Here is a 16,167-nt window from a genome sequence, read left to right on the forward strand (position 1 = left end):
TTATATTTATTTATTATACGATGATAGTGGATATATTCTACTGGAATACTGTGACCACCAACTATTTCCTTTATAAGTTTCAACTGAATCGTCCGGAACATAAATCTTACAAGCAGCATTGAAGCCATAACCCAGATTTGCGGATGAACATGCAGGTGGGACACTTGAAGAAATCTTCAGATAAATCATAGACTTGCAATCATAGAATAAATCGTTACCAAACGAAGTAACCGAAGCAGGTACTTCCAATCCGGTTAATACGTTACACCCACGAAACATAAGTTTACCTAATAGAGTTAGTCCATTAACAGGTAATATTACAGTCTTCAGACTGGAGCAGTAATCAAAGAAGTTATCCATACCCTCGCTGATTATTTCGTCAGGAAATTCGAAGCTTTCTAAAGAACCGCATTTTTCAAAAATGGACCATCTTAGTTTTAAAGGTTTCATTCTACCACTTTCAAACTCAACTTTCTTTAAATTAGGACAACCTGAAAAAATAGACTGCTGTATATATTCAACATATTTAGGAATAGTCATTTCTTCTATTGCTGTCCCTCTGAAAGCTTCATAAGCAATCTCTGTTACATAGGGAGGTAGTATGAAAGATTTCAAATTAGAGCAATATTTTAATAAACCCGGTTTAATCATTGAGATGGATGTCATGTACTGAAATTCATCAAAGTACATTATTTGAGTATTATTACTGAAAGGAGTACCAAACTGTGAATCTGTTATATTCGCCAATTGCGCTTTAATAATACCAGTACCATCACCATAATTCCCAACCATGTAAGAACCTACGAAATCGTCTTTGAATCGTAGATAAAATTCACCTGTTATATTAAGTACTAGCCGATTGAAATAACTACGAAGAGCTATGGCTGTATCTTCATAGCAATTCGTATTGATATGAAGCGTTCCATCAAGAACCGGGCGAGGATCATCACCAGCTACACCGGAACTGTTAAGCCCGACATAAGTCCCGTCTGCCAGCTTTCCAAGGTTATCAAGCATCTCGGCTCCATTCTCATTATAGGTATATTCCCCAAACACTGCACGCACACGTTTAAGGGCATGCGCTTCTCCCTGTTCCTGCTGTGCATCCATGATCTTGATTAAAAGGTCAACCGGATTAAGTTTCGGACAATCACTGACAAAGAAGTCCGTAATCTTTCCGGCACAATCATCGATAAGCACTCCCTCCTGTTTCAACAGAGGGAAGTTCTGTAATGTCAAATACCTGTTCGTGGATGGATATTGAACCAGTTCCAGACACCCGCCTTGCGGAAGCCTTATCTGTGTCAGTGACGTTCCATCAGCCCAAACTCTACGTAAATGAGTACATACAGAAAGGTCAAGAGAACCGGCCAACGTGGCTATGTTAGACAAAAGGATAGATTGCAGAGATACACAATCCGAGATAGTAAGTCCCGTAATCGCAATAACAATCCGCTCTGTACGGCTTCCCAGCTCTAATTCACGTAACATTCTTCCCTTGATGATAAGATTTCCGTTTACGTTTTTATCATGCCACTTACCAATACTCATCAGCCAACTGGCTCCCTGAATGATATTCTGCTGGTCACCTGTGCCACCCAGGTCTATTATCATTCTGCATACCTGTCCGGCCTTTGTCCTGCTACCCTTTACAATTGATGTACCGTTTGCAATAGTGGGATACATATCGATGGCGGGAATTATATCATAGGCGATAGCGTTTCCGGCAGCACGAACATTTATTGAATCTGTTCCATTTGCAGAATACTCCCCAAAACTATATTTTGAAGACATATACTGGATGCGCTTTTTCATCCATGCCGTTTCCGCGCTGTATAAATCCCCTAGTTCCTGTGTCAATGGGTCAGTATCATTCGTGTATCGTCCGGCATTCATCATTAGCTTGGCATTCTCATAGCGTTTGGAATCTTCATTCACTGTTACAGCCGGAAAATACTCTTTCACGTTGAGATAGTATTTCTGGTACCATGCATAGACTTTTTCTGCATGAGTACCGGATTTCAAGCCGCCTAATACCTCCATAGCCGACATCATAGAACGCATCCCTGCAGCAAGTTCGTCCGGAAACGCCAGTTCTAACAGATTCCAGAACACGGAAGTTTCTCCATTCCAGACAGGAGCTCCGGTATCATAACTGTCATGTACCTCGACATAATACCCTTTTCGAAGTTGTCCCTGATTGGTGATAGGCATTATTGTATCAAGGTCGTCCTGTCTCCATTTCCATTTACAACCTTCTCCAAAACAATAGGGGTATGTGTTTTTTGCCCGGTTGTCGGTAGCAGCAACAAATTCGGTAAAGTTGTGATGGAATATTGCGTCGGAAATATCAAAGTAGGTCTTAGCTTCAGCCCTGAATTTGGCAATGCGGGCGTTGATGAAAAGTGTATTCAGTTCATCATTTGTTTTCCCCACCAAATCAGCACTTGATAAACCGTACCCCTTATTTACAAGTTGGTGTATCAGGTTTATTTGTCCTTCACCTATGTCGGATGGTATGAACTGTTTTTCTGCAGCTTCATAATAATACAGGTTATACAGATTTGTATCACCCGGTTTTGCGATCCAGTATTCTACACCATTCTCTTTATAACCGGATGCGTCAGCATTCAATTCACCCAATGTCCCGTCAAACGGGCAAATTTTGCTCGAACAGGAATAAGCTAGATTATAAGCGGGTATCCAGTATTTTATATTTTCGGGAAGTCCGCCGTCAAAACCTATGCTGTTTTCTCCATTGTATTGCCATGACTCTTCGTCTTCGCTATATGTAATTCTTCCCGTATTCCAAGGTACGCGAAACAATGCCGGAAGTGGGGAGTTATCCGCTCCCTCAATAGAGATGAGACCAGGAAACAAATCGGTATCATAGCCAAAACAATACTTGTCCCCCTTGTCCGGACCACCTGTGAATTCACCCATACAGGTATATACTATTTCACCCTCGTCATTAAGTTCCTTGCGGAAAGCCATAAAGGGCTCCTGATAGACAGAAACACGGACTTTTGGATCAAGAGCCATTGCTTCATTAGTGAGTCCGAGCTGTTTATACAAATCCGTATATGAATTAACCGAACCAGCCTTGTGGTCTTGCATGGATGATGCCCAGTTTTTCTTGAATGTAACGGATGCACATGCAGGAACGTTATCAAACATGATAAACTTCTTTGTGGTTGTTGACCCGTCAGCATAAGTAATAACAGACTTCGTCTTGTCAACCTTACACTTTTCATTCCATTCCCAGTATTTTTTAGAAGATGTGCCCTGACCACTCATTTCCACATTGGTGATGGTCACATTTCGTTCCGGGCGGTTTACAAATAGTATTTCAAGTGTACCTGTTCTCTTTGCTGTATCATAATAAGACGGGAATATATTATCGAATACAAAGACATTCATTTTTGCCCTTATGGCATCGAAGTCTAACTGTGTGGCCATTGCGTCATAAAGATTGTTATTCTCGCTTTCTTCAACCTTTTCATCGGTGCCGGGCAACCAATTGATATAATTCTTATGTACTGCATTGGAACCTAGACCAGTTTCATATATACGGATTCCATAGACATCCACGTCAGCATAGTCAGAACCTATAATTATATCTCCATTCTGCGCCCAATAATCATTTGATTCGTAAAGGAAAGTACGATTCTTTTTTCCATTGATATAAATAGAGCAAAGATTAAATCCGGCATTCCCATACATATTTGGTGAAATGGTCATGGCTATCCTAACACGTACACCATCATCGGTTGGAATTGATTGTAACTCCTCATTTTTAAGAGACTGGCTACACGGCCAGATGTTGTTGGCATAAATATTAAGTCCGGTAAATCCTTGCCCATCCGGTACCGACAAAGTAATAATAGGCTCGGAGTAGTCGGTAACATTATAAATCTTATAATCCAGTTCAATGGTTTTCCCATTACGGGCACTTTCTATTTCAAAAGGCTTGTAACCGATATCCAACAAACTTCCGGCCATCATTCTTAATACACGGTTTCCGTCACTGTCTACAGTCCATCCGTCGTTATTCCAGTTCATGCCTTCCCATTCGGCTGCGATTTGAGAACTGTCTATTTCATTGATAATCTTTTGGTAATTTGACTGACTGTTAGTACGTGTACGCGGGTTCATGTAAAAGACTGATCCGGCTGTAGCGGAAAAGCCGGAAGAGTTGCTCACAGGGAAGATCATAGTATCGGTCAAAGGCTCTCCATTATCCGATACGGCTACAGAGATTTCAAAGTCCGTATCATCCACGGTTTCAATCTCCATTGCATAAGAGAAGCTGTTTTTCGTGTTGGTCGGTATCGTGCTCTCTTCACTGGTATAGACGGTAAGGTCATCCATTTTTATGGAGAACGTACCGCTTGTGGCCGTGGCGTCACCGTCATAGACGGCATATTCGAAAAGCTTGTTGTTCGCCCAGTTGGAAGCCTTATCAGAGAGGCTGTTCACGCACATCAGCTTCACCTGCTCGCCTTCCGATGCGCACATGATATTGAAAGACACCGTTTTGGTTTTAATGGTGCCATCGGAGTTTTCAAGATAAACGGATAATTTGTATACACCCGTCTGTTCGGGGTGGTCAATAGAGAAATTCAAAGCGGTATCCGTATAGATAACGTTTCCCAGCACCTGTTCATACGCTTTGGCGTAGTTTTCTCCCTCAAGGGTGACTTTAAGTGTCTTGTTTACATTTCCGGATATATAGAGAGGAATAGAAATCGCTCCGGAATACAATGTCCACCACTGGAAAGTATCAGCCTTGACAGACAATGACGTCATCGTTACATTATAAGTATAAGCCGGAGTAGCCTGCCCGGTCACTTCACCGGTTATTTTAACCATGATTGAGTTGGCCCCATTCGCAAGAAACTCGGCTATATCAACTTTTGTGGCAGTAATGGAGTTAACCATCAGGGTTTTTATCAGGGTATAGTCTGCACTGACAGAGTTTTTTATGAATATCTCACACTTGCCACGTTCTCCGGTATTCTCGTAAGGATCATTATAGCTGTAACGTTCCTGTGAAATGAATGTGAAATTTAATACGCAAGGTTCACCCTTTTGTGAGGTAAAGGACTTATCACCATTATTTTGGACACGGATATAGTATTGAACTCCAGTTGTGGAGTCAAGACGCTGGTAGATATCGTTGACAGAATCTTGCAAACTGTCTATTTCTTCTGAATGAATTGCGATAACTTCTTTATCCGCATCGGTAAAGTCATTGGTAGATAAATTTTTTCCGTCCACTTTATCTACTTTTTTGTCAATAAGTTCCCGTAGTACGGTATCATCAAAATTTGTCTGATAATCTACCCATTCGCCATTTTTATATTGATACTCCTTATCTGTCTCTTTTACATAGACGACACAGCCTTCTGTCAATCGGTCGGCTGTAATGGCATTCCTTGCGTCAATAGTAGATACCTCCTTATGACCACCTTTACCATAAATAGAATAATGCGTAGGATATACGTCTCTACTTGTGCCCGGAACAATAGGGGAATATACATTCGTTCCCTTCAATTCTTCACTCATTTCACCTCAATATTTAATACACCCGTCTGGATGCTATTCAAACGATAAATAGTGTAACTCTCTTTGTACCCGAAAGCGTTTGTAACTTCACGAGTTTCTTCTTTCCAGTCTGTATTACGCAATCCTCCAATCCAGAACTGAATACCGGTTACCATAGATGTAGGAAGAATGTAATAAGGATACTTACCACCGGTACAATCGAATACAGTAGAGCCTTGCGTCCGGCCGGCCCATGTACTTGATAAAGCTAAAATCTCATCATTTGTCAATGTTCCGTTTGCAGACACACCGTAATACTTCTTCACCTTAAATTGGGCTGATACGGACTTTGTATATGCCTGTCCGCCCTGTATCGCTTTCAGAGTATAAGTTGTATCCGTAGCAACATTTACGTATTGCTTTGCCCTGATTCCGATTAACAGTGATTCATTGTTGATTGATTGTGATTCAATATCCCGATCATAAGTCCATGAAAGATTTATAGTCAGTGAACTACCTTTCTCATAAGTTCCACCTCCTGATAGTGTCATAGTAAACGGAAAGACTTTCGACATGAGTTGTGAGACTTGAGAGAATAAAGTGGTATTAATTGTCCAACCAGAAGCTCCGGCAAGACGTACAAGCAAATCGTCCGTATCTGATATCTTATCTGCTTCGTCAGTTACGTTATCAAGTTCACCTAATGTTACCGCACCACTTGTAGCAATATGCATTTCCTCAATAAATACATCTTCGTTCTCTTCTACAATACCATCCTCGAACTCTTCTGATAATAAAGACATCAGCATAGGTTCTACAGCTTCTGTCTTACGAACAACCAAGCCGTTATTAGCTTCAATTAGTTCTTCAGAAATGAGACCTTTCGAAAAAGTAATTAATCCGGTGGCTGTGTCATTTTTGACCTTGGATAGATACAAGTCTTTTAAAGAGTCGATAGCCTCCTTAAACCTTTCGTTGATTGTATCAAGTTCTTTGTTTATTCGGAGTGACGAGAGAACATTGCTATCTGAAAGTTCCGTTACCTCATCACTCTTTATTATCCGTGATAGAATTTCAGCAAGAACTCGAAGTGATGAAAGAACATTTTTATCGGTTAACGATCTCATATCATCAACCTTTATGATATCGATATTAGTCCCCCCGCTTCCTGTTATTACTGTACTTCCGCCTCCGTTACCAGAGCGTACAACAGTAGCCCCAGCTGGATAATTCTTTGACCGGGGATTAGATGGAATTGCTTTGGACTTTATTAATATCTGATCACTCATACTTCTATCATTATACATTCAAACCGATTCATCTTATAGTCGATTGTACCTCCGACATTGATAAATCTTTTATTAACCATATAATTGTCAGACAAACGGGATAGAGGGGTTAAATCGGATGTATGTTTTATTACCTGTGTTAGTTTAATGCGGGGGGCACTATACCGTTTAATTATTCTTCGTATGAGTTGTTCTTCCGGGCGAACAGTTGTTCCTTCAATAGCCAAGTATAAGTTATCGGTCAGATAGTCATCATCCCAAATAACCTTACTGTGGCACGCTCCATCGTTATTATAACTGGATATTTTGAATTCTATTTCATCAAGTTCATTGATATAATTCTCATTAACTACATTCTCATAAGTACGGTCTGAATTTTCGTTATCGTTTATATCTATTGGAGAACAGTATTTTAGTTTGAGGTCTTTTATTAAATACCCGTATGGAACTTGTCCCTCTCTTTCCGTTAATGTCGGTGCGTAGATTGACAACTCAAGTGTACCGTATATATTTGTCGGAATATTAATTACAACTCCGTCTGCATCGGAATACTTGCCGAGTACTCCGTATGTTTTATACAATGGAACAAACCCCGTTCCCATTTTACCATCAGCATTTTCCACATTAGATTGATCCAAACTTATAGACATAGTCGCCGGGGTGTCACTCCACGTAAATCGTCCGTAATCATCTTTCGAAACATATTTATCGCCGATTCTTATCCCAACCTTAACCATATCTTTTAAATAGGTAATTCCGCCCTCGGATGGAACTATTCCACCCCCAAAAGGGGAATCATATTTATCCTTCTGCAAAACCTTGATACTCATGTTGAGAGAAAGTGCACCACCTTTTCCAAAAAATAAAGCTTCATTCTTTGCACTGATAACTACAGTCGAATCATTAAAGACGGAATTAGGAGTTATATCATTAATCGGATCATATTTCGTGCCACAACGTTGCCGGACTTGTATTGCGCACTCATAATTGTATGATTGCGTAGTTGGTGTCTTTAGCCCTGATTCATAAGAGGCGTATCTTAATGGAATAGCCCCCAGCAATTCGGCAGCATTACTCTTGTTTTTATAAATGGACAAGTCTGTAACAGGAGACAAAACACCATTTTTGTAGGTAAATTGATGCATCGTTAAAATGTTAGGATATAACACCTCTCTCTGCGTATGTCTTGTATTACCGTTGCCTAGATTAGTAGATACTTCTCCAATATTTGACAATAACTTTAGTTTATCAAAATCTTCGGTAATTTTAATTTCCTCTATGGGATAATTACTACATTTAACAGTTACTTTATTATAGCCCGGCAAAATATCTAATGCGTGATCCGATCCAGCAAAACCAACATTTTGTATGTTAAGCAAAGTCGGGGAAACAGTTCCATTTTTCTTAAACGTTATTGGATCGTATTTATAGAACTCTCCGATATGGTCTATATCGATGAAATATAGCTCGCCTTTCCAATCAACACAGGTCCAATTAAGGAACTTACAGATCTCCTCTAACACCTCTTTCAAAGTCATTGCTTTATCATCTTCATCAAAGAAATTCTGTTCACTTACTGTCATATTTTCCAGTACATTAGTTCCTTCTGCATAACTTTCTGTATCTTTCGCATATACATGTGGGAAATATATGGCGTTGTATTGAGCAGAAGCCGAAGTAATACATTTTTTTATCAAGTCCCAAAAAGACACAAATGTGCGGCTCTCCCCTATTTGTTTGTAATCAATAAACTCGAGAGTGGACATGGCACTTATGCACTCCAGATCAAGATTAAATGTCTTCAGGGTATAATCTTGTGTATAAAGCTCTGGCTTTATGAATCCACACCAAGTAACTAAGCCATCTACTTTCAAGGTCACCCGATACATTTGATAACCTGTAGAAAATAAATTCTGCAAATAATCACTGCCAACAACCCGGATCGTTGCTGAACTAAATCTGGTAGGAGTATAAAGAAATTCTTCATCCTCTATATCAACTGTAAAAGGAGAATCTCCAGCAGGAGTTAACTCTTTTGATTTACCTGTATAGCCTTCTTTTTCGATTTCTACCACACATGGAACATTGTCCAGTGTGGCGAATGGTACTGTATATATAAGTGCGTAACTCATGATATTGGTTTCTTCCCTTGTGATTTAAGTTCATTATTAATCGTAAGAATAAGGTCTTTAGCCCGAACTCTAGTAGTTACGGTGGAGGACATATTTCCACTTCCTCCCAACTTTCCGGAATTGATAGCTTCAAATAGTCGTGACTGCTGCCCTCGGTTTAAAATCATTTCGCCGGCATTGACACGGGCTAGTATTTTATCTCCAGAAGTGGGACCACCGGTTATAACGCCTCCTGTAGCAAATTTAGGAATAGAAGCAAACAACGCGACTGCAGCAGCTATTGCTGCACCAATGGCAATAATGTTTGCTGGGAATGGTAAACTTGCAGCACTAGATCCAGCTGCACTTACTCCCTTTGCAGTATTGGCAGCCACTTCCTTCGTTGCTGTAGTTACTGCTGTGGCAGCCTCTGAAGTATCTGCAGTTTTTTTAATTTCCGAATTTGCAACTTTTACACCTGTGACAGTCGTATCAACAGCAGCTTCTGTTACTTTTGAAGCAGTGGCTACACCAGTCATTTTAGCCTCCTGCTCTTTTGCCTGTGTGAGTTTATTGGTGATTTCTGTCAGACTCTCAATCATCTTAATGATAGATAAGAAAGTGTCTACTACATTTGTCATTGCGTTCCAGATAGCCATAATTCTCTCCCATCCGGATGCATCTACGTCATTCATTACATCGCGAAGGTTACTGAACGCACTAACAATACGGTCTGAACTGCTTGCAATGTCTTTAACGCCAGAATACAATGATTCATTAAGCTCTTTATTGAAATTCTTGATATCCTCTTTTACCTGTGCTAATTTCAAAGCTTCATCTAATGAAGTGACCTTGGTCATTGCCTTATTAAGTTCTTCGGTCATTTCTGCCCCCAATACCTTTGCTTCCTCTTTTGCATCATCCCGCCATTTTTTAGCAATATTGAGTTTGTCACTTAGAATCTCTGGCTTAGTCTTTTTGTAATCGAATGTTGCATCATATTTTTGTTCTTTTGTCCTCTTAGAAAGGAGCTTGGCTTTTAACTGAATAGCGGAGATAAATACATCAGCCTCATCTCCGATACCTTTGATACCGGCAGCGGATTTGGCAGCTTCGATCGAAAGGGATGCAATATTACTGTTTAAATCCTTTTGAGACATTAAACCTTTGGCCTGCTGTGCACGGGCCTCTTCGACCTTTGTGTTATAGTCTTTCTGAACCTTTTCAAATTCAACGAGAGCAGTATTTTTATCTTGATCTTTGATTGCCTTTTCTGCAGCTTGTTTTCTAGCTTTCAAATATTCACTTTCTAGCACTTTTTTATTACCTGTTCCTTTAGCTTGAGCATACATCTTAATGTTCAATTCACCAAGATTCTTGTTATATTCAGCTTGAGTAATCTTTCCTATTTCTAGTTCGGCTTTTAATTCTTCGAATTGTTTATTGAAAGATTCCTGCTCTTTTTGTAGAGGAGTTTTTTTCTTTTTGCTATCATCGGGATCAGTGATAGGAGTATTTTTTATTTCCTCCTTAGCGACTAAAGCAGCATATGCTTTTGAGTTTTTATCTGCATCAACTAAAATTTTATTAGTATTGTTTAAATCTTTAGTTATAAGTTCAAGCTCTTTAAACGGCAATATATCTTTTGACGTTTTGACAAAAGAATCATAATCATATGATGTCGAGTTTACATCTATGGGGCTTTGGGGATGTCTCTTATTATATTTATCTACAATTTCATGTTTCTGTTTTGTCAGTTCTTTGCGTTCTTGCAATGATTGCGTATATTGATTTGTATAGTAATCCGCTAAAGCTGTATTTCTCATTAATGCTACACGTTGCTGTATAGCCTTATTGATATCGCCATTAACTTTTAATGTTTTACTGTCGATAGAGAATGCTGTTCCAAGAAGTGTATTCAGCTGGTTTAGAGCACCGACGCGAGTTTTATATGAGTTATTTGTGTCGTTTATTATATTTCTTAATTGAGTAAGCTTTATAACCTCTGCATAATTTCCAGCACCTGCCTTTTGAGCACCTTTCTGATATTCCTGATATTTTTCATTAACTTCTTTCTGTCTATCTCTCCATGCGCTAATAACTTGAATTATCTGTGTAATGCCAGCGATTATCATCATTGGAGCCAACGATTTTACAGCAGACTTCAAAGCTATATTAAGCTTTGCGGCACCCGCAACAGCCGAATTATAAAAACGATTTGCTCTGAATCCAGCTTCATCGAATGCTTGTCCCGCTTCCTTGGCCATCTTTTTAGCGGCAACTAATGCCGCCCTTTGCATTTTGGCAAATTCAGCAGTTATATAACCAAATACCTTACCTCCAATATAACCAGAAACAGCAGATACAATCCACGTAAGTAAAGTTTTCAAGTTCTTCTGTACATACTGAACAGCTTTTGTAGTTCCATCAACAATCTGTTTGTAAAGATCCTGTATTCCTGTGTTATTAGTAAAATCTGTAAATGCATTTTTCAGGCGATTTACGGATGTTTCCAAGTTATCAGTATCAACGTTAGGAATCATCTCGTTGAGTGCTTCTGCAAACTTAGGAAGTACATCTGCGCTCATTAGCTTACCTTGCTTCATTAATTTGTCAAGTCCACCAACAGAGACACCAGCGGCTTTTGCCATAGCCTGTAATGCTACCGGAAGACGTTCACCCATCTGTAGGCGTAATTCCTCGGAACTAATCTTACCTTTACTCATCATTTGGGAGAGTGCAAGCATTACACCGTTACTATCGTCTGCGCTCATCCCAAAGGCTGTACATGCACGGGAAACGGATTCGAATACTTTACGCTGGTTCATCATGGACATACCGGAAATAGAAGCAGCTGCCGTGAATTTCGCATAGTTTGCAGTCAGAGCATTAATCTCCAGCCCGTACTTCTTTGCCAGATCCAACAAATACCTTTGGTTATCCGCATACCGTGACATAGTACCGGACACATTCTTTAGTGCGGTAGTCACTCTATTAGTTTCACGGGCTACTTCTATGAGCCGTGAGACAAAATTACTCAAACCTAAGCCACCGGCTCCCAAGGCTGCAGCAAAAGTAAGAAGCTGCATTTGCATTGATCTAAATGCAGCTTTCACTTGATTTGATCCTCTCTTGAAGTTCTCTGTCAAGAGATTTATTGCTATACTAAAACTTAATTTACCTGCCATAACATCTTTGTTCTTAGGTGTTTATTCCATTATTCATAAATAACTCGAAAATGTCCGCATCTTCCGCCAATGCTCTTTCCGCTTCTTTCATATCCTCCATCTCTTCCCAAGGAAATGTTATCAGGTCTCTAGCACCATTCTTTAACTTACTTGCGTCAATATGTGGAAGGATTTTATAGTAGGTCCATAGCCTATCACTCTCCATCTGCTCCTTTTTTCTCCGTTCGTAGGCATCTATGTATATTGGAAGATCACATAGTTCCATTTCTTCCAGAGCATAATGCGCATCAAGTCCAGCCATGATAAGTGTCGCAACCAATTCACCAATCATCCCAGGTGTGACGTCGTGATTTGCTATGTCATCCTCTTTTTGCTTTTTTTGAAATTGAGCGAGAACTGCTGTTTCTCGCTCCAAAGCCATAACCATTTCACGAGTTATCTTTTCGTTTGATAGGGTGTGCCGGAATACTTCAAACGTATACATCTTGCCTTCATTGTTGCATACTGTAGTTGTGTAAAGTAATGCATCTACATCATCCTTATCGGCATAATCCATTAAGGAGAATGATTTTCCCCGAAGCTGTTCCCATCTGATTATTGATTGAATATTCAGTTTTACTTTCGGATCAAAACGAAATCTTTTCCTCGGTGCAGGGCTATTTACCACTGTTGGAGGACCCGGGCGGCAGCATTTACTATCAATAATTGCAACTACTGTAACTAGGGTAAATACGATTATTATGATTGTGATGAATAAACTCATAGTTGTTCTAATTAAAAAAGGCGGCCATCATCTGACCGCCTTCACGTTTATTACTTTTTATGCTTATTCCCCTGCAGGAACGGCTTCAACCTTTTGCAAGGCACCAACACCTTTAAAAGATGCGGAACACGTTGCAATTTGCCCATTATCACTCTTTAAAGACAAAGAGGTAAGCATAATCTCACCTTTATAATTCGGTTTGGTAGTATCAATTGCGAAGCTGCCACCAACGTTAGTTTTATCGGTGATAGTTGACTCACCGACTACGAACTGGAATGTTTCACCAGTATCTACATGTTTCAGTAGTTCGTCATAACTGGTTGCTCCTTGTAACCGGGTAAGCAATGATTCGCTACTGATGGTGAAACTCTTTTTTCCAGGTAACGACGCCGCCCAATCGCCGCACATTTTATTGGAGATATCAATTTCTTCAACTGACACTTCCAAAGAACAACTGGATGCGAACGCTACCGGATTTTCACCAAGGAAAAGGAATAACTGACCTCTTACGAGGTCTTTACTTGAATCATGTTTAACTGCTGCCATACTATTTAAAATTTTAGTTTTACGTTTCATTTTTTACTCTACTGAAAATTGAAGCACCTGAAAGTATTTCCCCTCTGAATAATCTTCCGTGGAATCTTCCAGGTGTATTGTCATATCCGGATTAGAGAAGTCACCTTCTAAAGCCTCATATATAAGAGAAGCTAGTTCTAAGCTACGATCATAATCATCACTAACAGCGTTTACGAATACAGTAGGAATTTGCCGGGCAACGCCCATTTTAGTATATTCTTGTTTGTAACCATCACGCTGATATATGATGAAGTCACCCTCTGTCTTCATTGGGGCAACAACAGGAAATATTTTCTTTCCTATCAGAGAGGTGATATCTCCTGAATCGAGTAAAATATTTCTAATCTCGGTTGTAATCGCCAGTTTATTCATTAGCTTCTGTTATTTATTCGTTGAACGGCTTTTTGAACACCTTGATAGAGTGCACTCATGGCCTTACTCTCTTCACTCACTTTTGCATCTGACCAAAAACGATTAGCCGGCATAATACCTCGATTTGCTCCGCTTTTAGTCGTTCGGACTTTCGTTCCGGAATCTACCAAGTGAGAATGATTACCACCCGGACGATCAAAGCCCGCAAGTGCTCCAAGTTTGTTCCGTTTAACCCGGTTCGTAAACGAGTTCATCAGGTGGTTGGTCTGTTTACCACGATGAAGAAGACGGGACCGGAGGTTAGCCCTACCTTTAACTCTGAAAACATTGACAGCAGATCGAAGCCCGCTTCTAATAGCCTTGTCCTTTTCAAAGTCCTCTAAATTGTCTACGAGGTACTGAATGTTTTCCCGGTCTATTTGTTTAACCTCAATCATGTATCAATTTTTTCAAGAGTTAATAGCAGACTGTTATCGTTCATTTGAGGATTAACCATTTTGAGATTATACTCGTTACCGTTGTAAACAACATGAAGATTCTCTTTGATAGCCGGATAATTACGCACTTGGAAAACGAGTGTATGCCCGATAAATTGCTCCATCGCACTAACTCCATCCCGATCTGCGATAAGAGACATTTTCTTTCTGCATGCCCGGCATTGGAATACTTCTTTATACTCCTTCTTCACTGCACCTGTAGGGCTTTGTGTCTCAATTGGGGATTTGAATACAAGTGTTTCACGTAATAATCCTGCTCTCATTTTGAATAGTCTCTATAAAGATCAACTAAGTATTTCGCTCCATGGGGAATTTCCTTTAGAGTGGCATAAGCGGTATTTTCCCGATTTGCATAATAGGCACCAAGACACAGCAACATCGCCTGAACCAGTGGCGTAGGAATATTCTTACCGCCATCAATGGTAGCAAGTTCTTCCACGGATACGCAAAGTTCCTTTGCAGTCTTCTCCTCGACTACTTTAATAAGAGCCTCTATATACGAATCTTCATCCGTATATGAGGGCTCTATATTCAAGTGCCTTTTTGCCATATCTAAGGTCACGTATGTCATATTACTTCATCGATGCGACACAGAATGACTCTTTACGAATAAAGCCCATGTTCCAATAAGAATTGGTAATGAGTCTTACAGTACCTTTGAGAGCCTGTGTATAAGGATCAACTAACAATTCAATACCACCCCACTGGCCTAAGAAATAATCAGACCAGTTACCGAACACCGCTCCGAATTCATCATTACCCTCTCCCAACTCTTTTGGCAAGTTATTCGTACGCAAAGCCTTATAGCCATTCAATTGCCCGTCCCCATTGCCTGCAAAGATGAAACCTCCAGCCCCTGATGCATCTTTCACTTTTGTCTTAGCCTTACCAATGAGTGACGGATGCAAGATATATGCAAGGTTGCCAAACAAAGCGTTCTGCGTATCTGCACTCGTCTCCATTGCAACGATCTGCGCCCAGTTGATATCCCCTTTTACAGTATTACTAAGGGTGTGGAACATACCATCGGGAGTATTTTCTACGCCCTTAGTTTTGCTAAATGCCGTTTGCTCTATCTTCTGTGCGATGGCTACAGCAATAGCTTGGCGAATATAGGCTTCAACAGAAGCGTTCTCCTGCACAAGCAACTGCTTAGAGATATCCACATATGCTGTCAATCGGAGCGGCTTGAACACATCCCCTTTGGAGAATTTTCCGGCTCCGTCTTTTGCCTCTTCATTTTCTCCTTCCCAAAACACATTAGCCCCTGAAAACTGCGGCCAATAGATATTACCCTGCAGACCTGTCATAAAACGAGCTCCTGCACGGGCCAACACTAGTGCCGATTGCAATGGAAGCAGCATTTCCTGTTGTTCTTCATCGATGATAACGCCAGTAGCGGCTTCGGTAGCAGCTGTAAATGCTGCACGGCTCTCTAAATTTACAGGAACTACAATACTGCGCTTATCCGCCATTTGTGCTCCTGATGTGTTATGTAGTGTGGTAGCTGCATCAATAACACTTGCGTCAGACTCGTTCTGTTGAGCTCCGTCCACCATATTTGCAATGGCTCTACGTAATGAGAACCTTTCATTTGCTATTGGCTGATGCCTCTTTCCTTGCTGACGATTCATAACCTCGTGTTCTTCGATCTCAAGATCAATTTCTGCTCTGCGCTGCTGGTTTGTTCCCAGTTCTTCGGCTTCTTCCGGTTTGAACTGACGTTTTTCAGTCTTTGCGCCATTAATAATCTCTTTAGAACGAGCAATCAGTTGATTTCTTTCGTCCTTTAACTCTGTAATACTTTTTTCTTTTGCCATAAAT

11 protein-coding genes are annotated in these 16,167 nt (G+C 40.3%); all 11 read right to left on the reverse strand.

What is annotated here, in order from left to right:
* Positions 1–6 precede the first annotated feature (6 nt).
* Positions 7–5,568, reverse strand: coding sequence for a leucine-rich repeat domain-containing protein (locus NQ505_RS19290; protein WP_008998295.1), 5,562 nt, complete (start codon positions 5,566–5,568; stop codon positions 7–9).
* Positions 5,565–6,836, reverse strand: a complete 1,272-nt coding sequence (locus NQ505_RS19295; protein ID WP_157179062.1) for a hypothetical protein — start codon at positions 6,834–6,836, stop codon at positions 5,565–5,567. The genes NQ505_RS19290 and NQ505_RS19295 overlap by 4 nt, the downstream gene beginning before the upstream one ends.
* Complete coding sequence (locus NQ505_RS19300; protein WP_008998297.1) at positions 6,833–8,968, reverse strand: hypothetical protein; 2,136 nt, start codon at positions 8,966–8,968, stop codon at positions 6,833–6,835. The genes NQ505_RS19295 and NQ505_RS19300 overlap by 4 nt, the downstream gene beginning before the upstream one ends.
* Positions 8,965–12,135 (reverse strand): tape measure protein, encoded by a 3,171-nt coding sequence (locus tag NQ505_RS19305; RefSeq protein WP_259825706.1) that lies wholly within the window; start codon positions 12,133–12,135, stop codon positions 8,965–8,967. The genes NQ505_RS19300 and NQ505_RS19305 overlap by 4 nt, the downstream gene beginning before the upstream one ends.
* A gap of 13 nt (positions 12,136–12,148) precedes the next feature.
* Positions 12,149–12,898: a hypothetical protein gene (locus NQ505_RS19310; protein WP_008998299.1), complete on the reverse strand. Its 750-nt coding sequence runs from the start codon at positions 12,896–12,898 to the stop codon at positions 12,149–12,151.
* A gap of 63 nt (positions 12,899–12,961) precedes the next feature.
* A complete protein-coding gene (locus NQ505_RS19315) occupies positions 12,962–13,444 on the reverse strand; it encodes a phage tail tube protein (RefSeq protein ID WP_008998300.1) in 483 nt (160 codons plus the stop codon).
* 33 nt (positions 13,445–13,477) lie between these two features.
* On the reverse strand, positions 13,478–13,846 hold the full coding sequence (locus NQ505_RS19320) for a hypothetical protein (protein WP_008998301.1): 369 nt from the start codon (positions 13,844–13,846) through the stop codon (positions 13,478–13,480).
* Positions 13,846–14,283 (reverse strand): hypothetical protein, encoded by a 438-nt coding sequence (locus NQ505_RS19325; protein ID WP_008998302.1) that lies wholly within the window; start codon positions 14,281–14,283, stop codon positions 13,846–13,848. Before NQ505_RS19325 ends, NQ505_RS19320 begins: the two co-directional genes overlap by 1 nt.
* Positions 14,280–14,606: a head-tail adaptor protein gene (locus tag NQ505_RS19330; RefSeq protein ID WP_008998303.1), complete on the reverse strand. Its 327-nt coding sequence runs from the start codon at positions 14,604–14,606 to the stop codon at positions 14,280–14,282. Before NQ505_RS19330 ends, NQ505_RS19325 begins: the two co-directional genes overlap by 4 nt.
* Complete coding sequence (locus tag NQ505_RS19335; RefSeq protein ID WP_008998304.1) at positions 14,603–14,893, reverse strand: head-tail connector protein; 291 nt, start codon at positions 14,891–14,893, stop codon at positions 14,603–14,605. Before NQ505_RS19335 ends, NQ505_RS19330 begins: the two co-directional genes overlap by 4 nt.
* Positions 14,894–14,915: 22 nt before the next feature.
* Positions 14,916–16,163 carry a phage major capsid protein gene (locus NQ505_RS19340; RefSeq protein ID WP_008998305.1) on the reverse strand — a complete coding sequence of 416 codons (1,248 nt, stop codon included), beginning with the start codon at positions 16,161–16,163 and terminating at the stop codon, positions 14,916–14,918.
* Positions 16,164–16,167: the final 4 nt, after the last annotated feature.

Source organism: Bacteroides sp. D2 (assembly GCF_025147085.1).
In the GTDB taxonomy this organism is placed as follows: Bacteria; Bacteroidota; Bacteroidia; order Bacteroidales; family Bacteroidaceae; genus Bacteroides.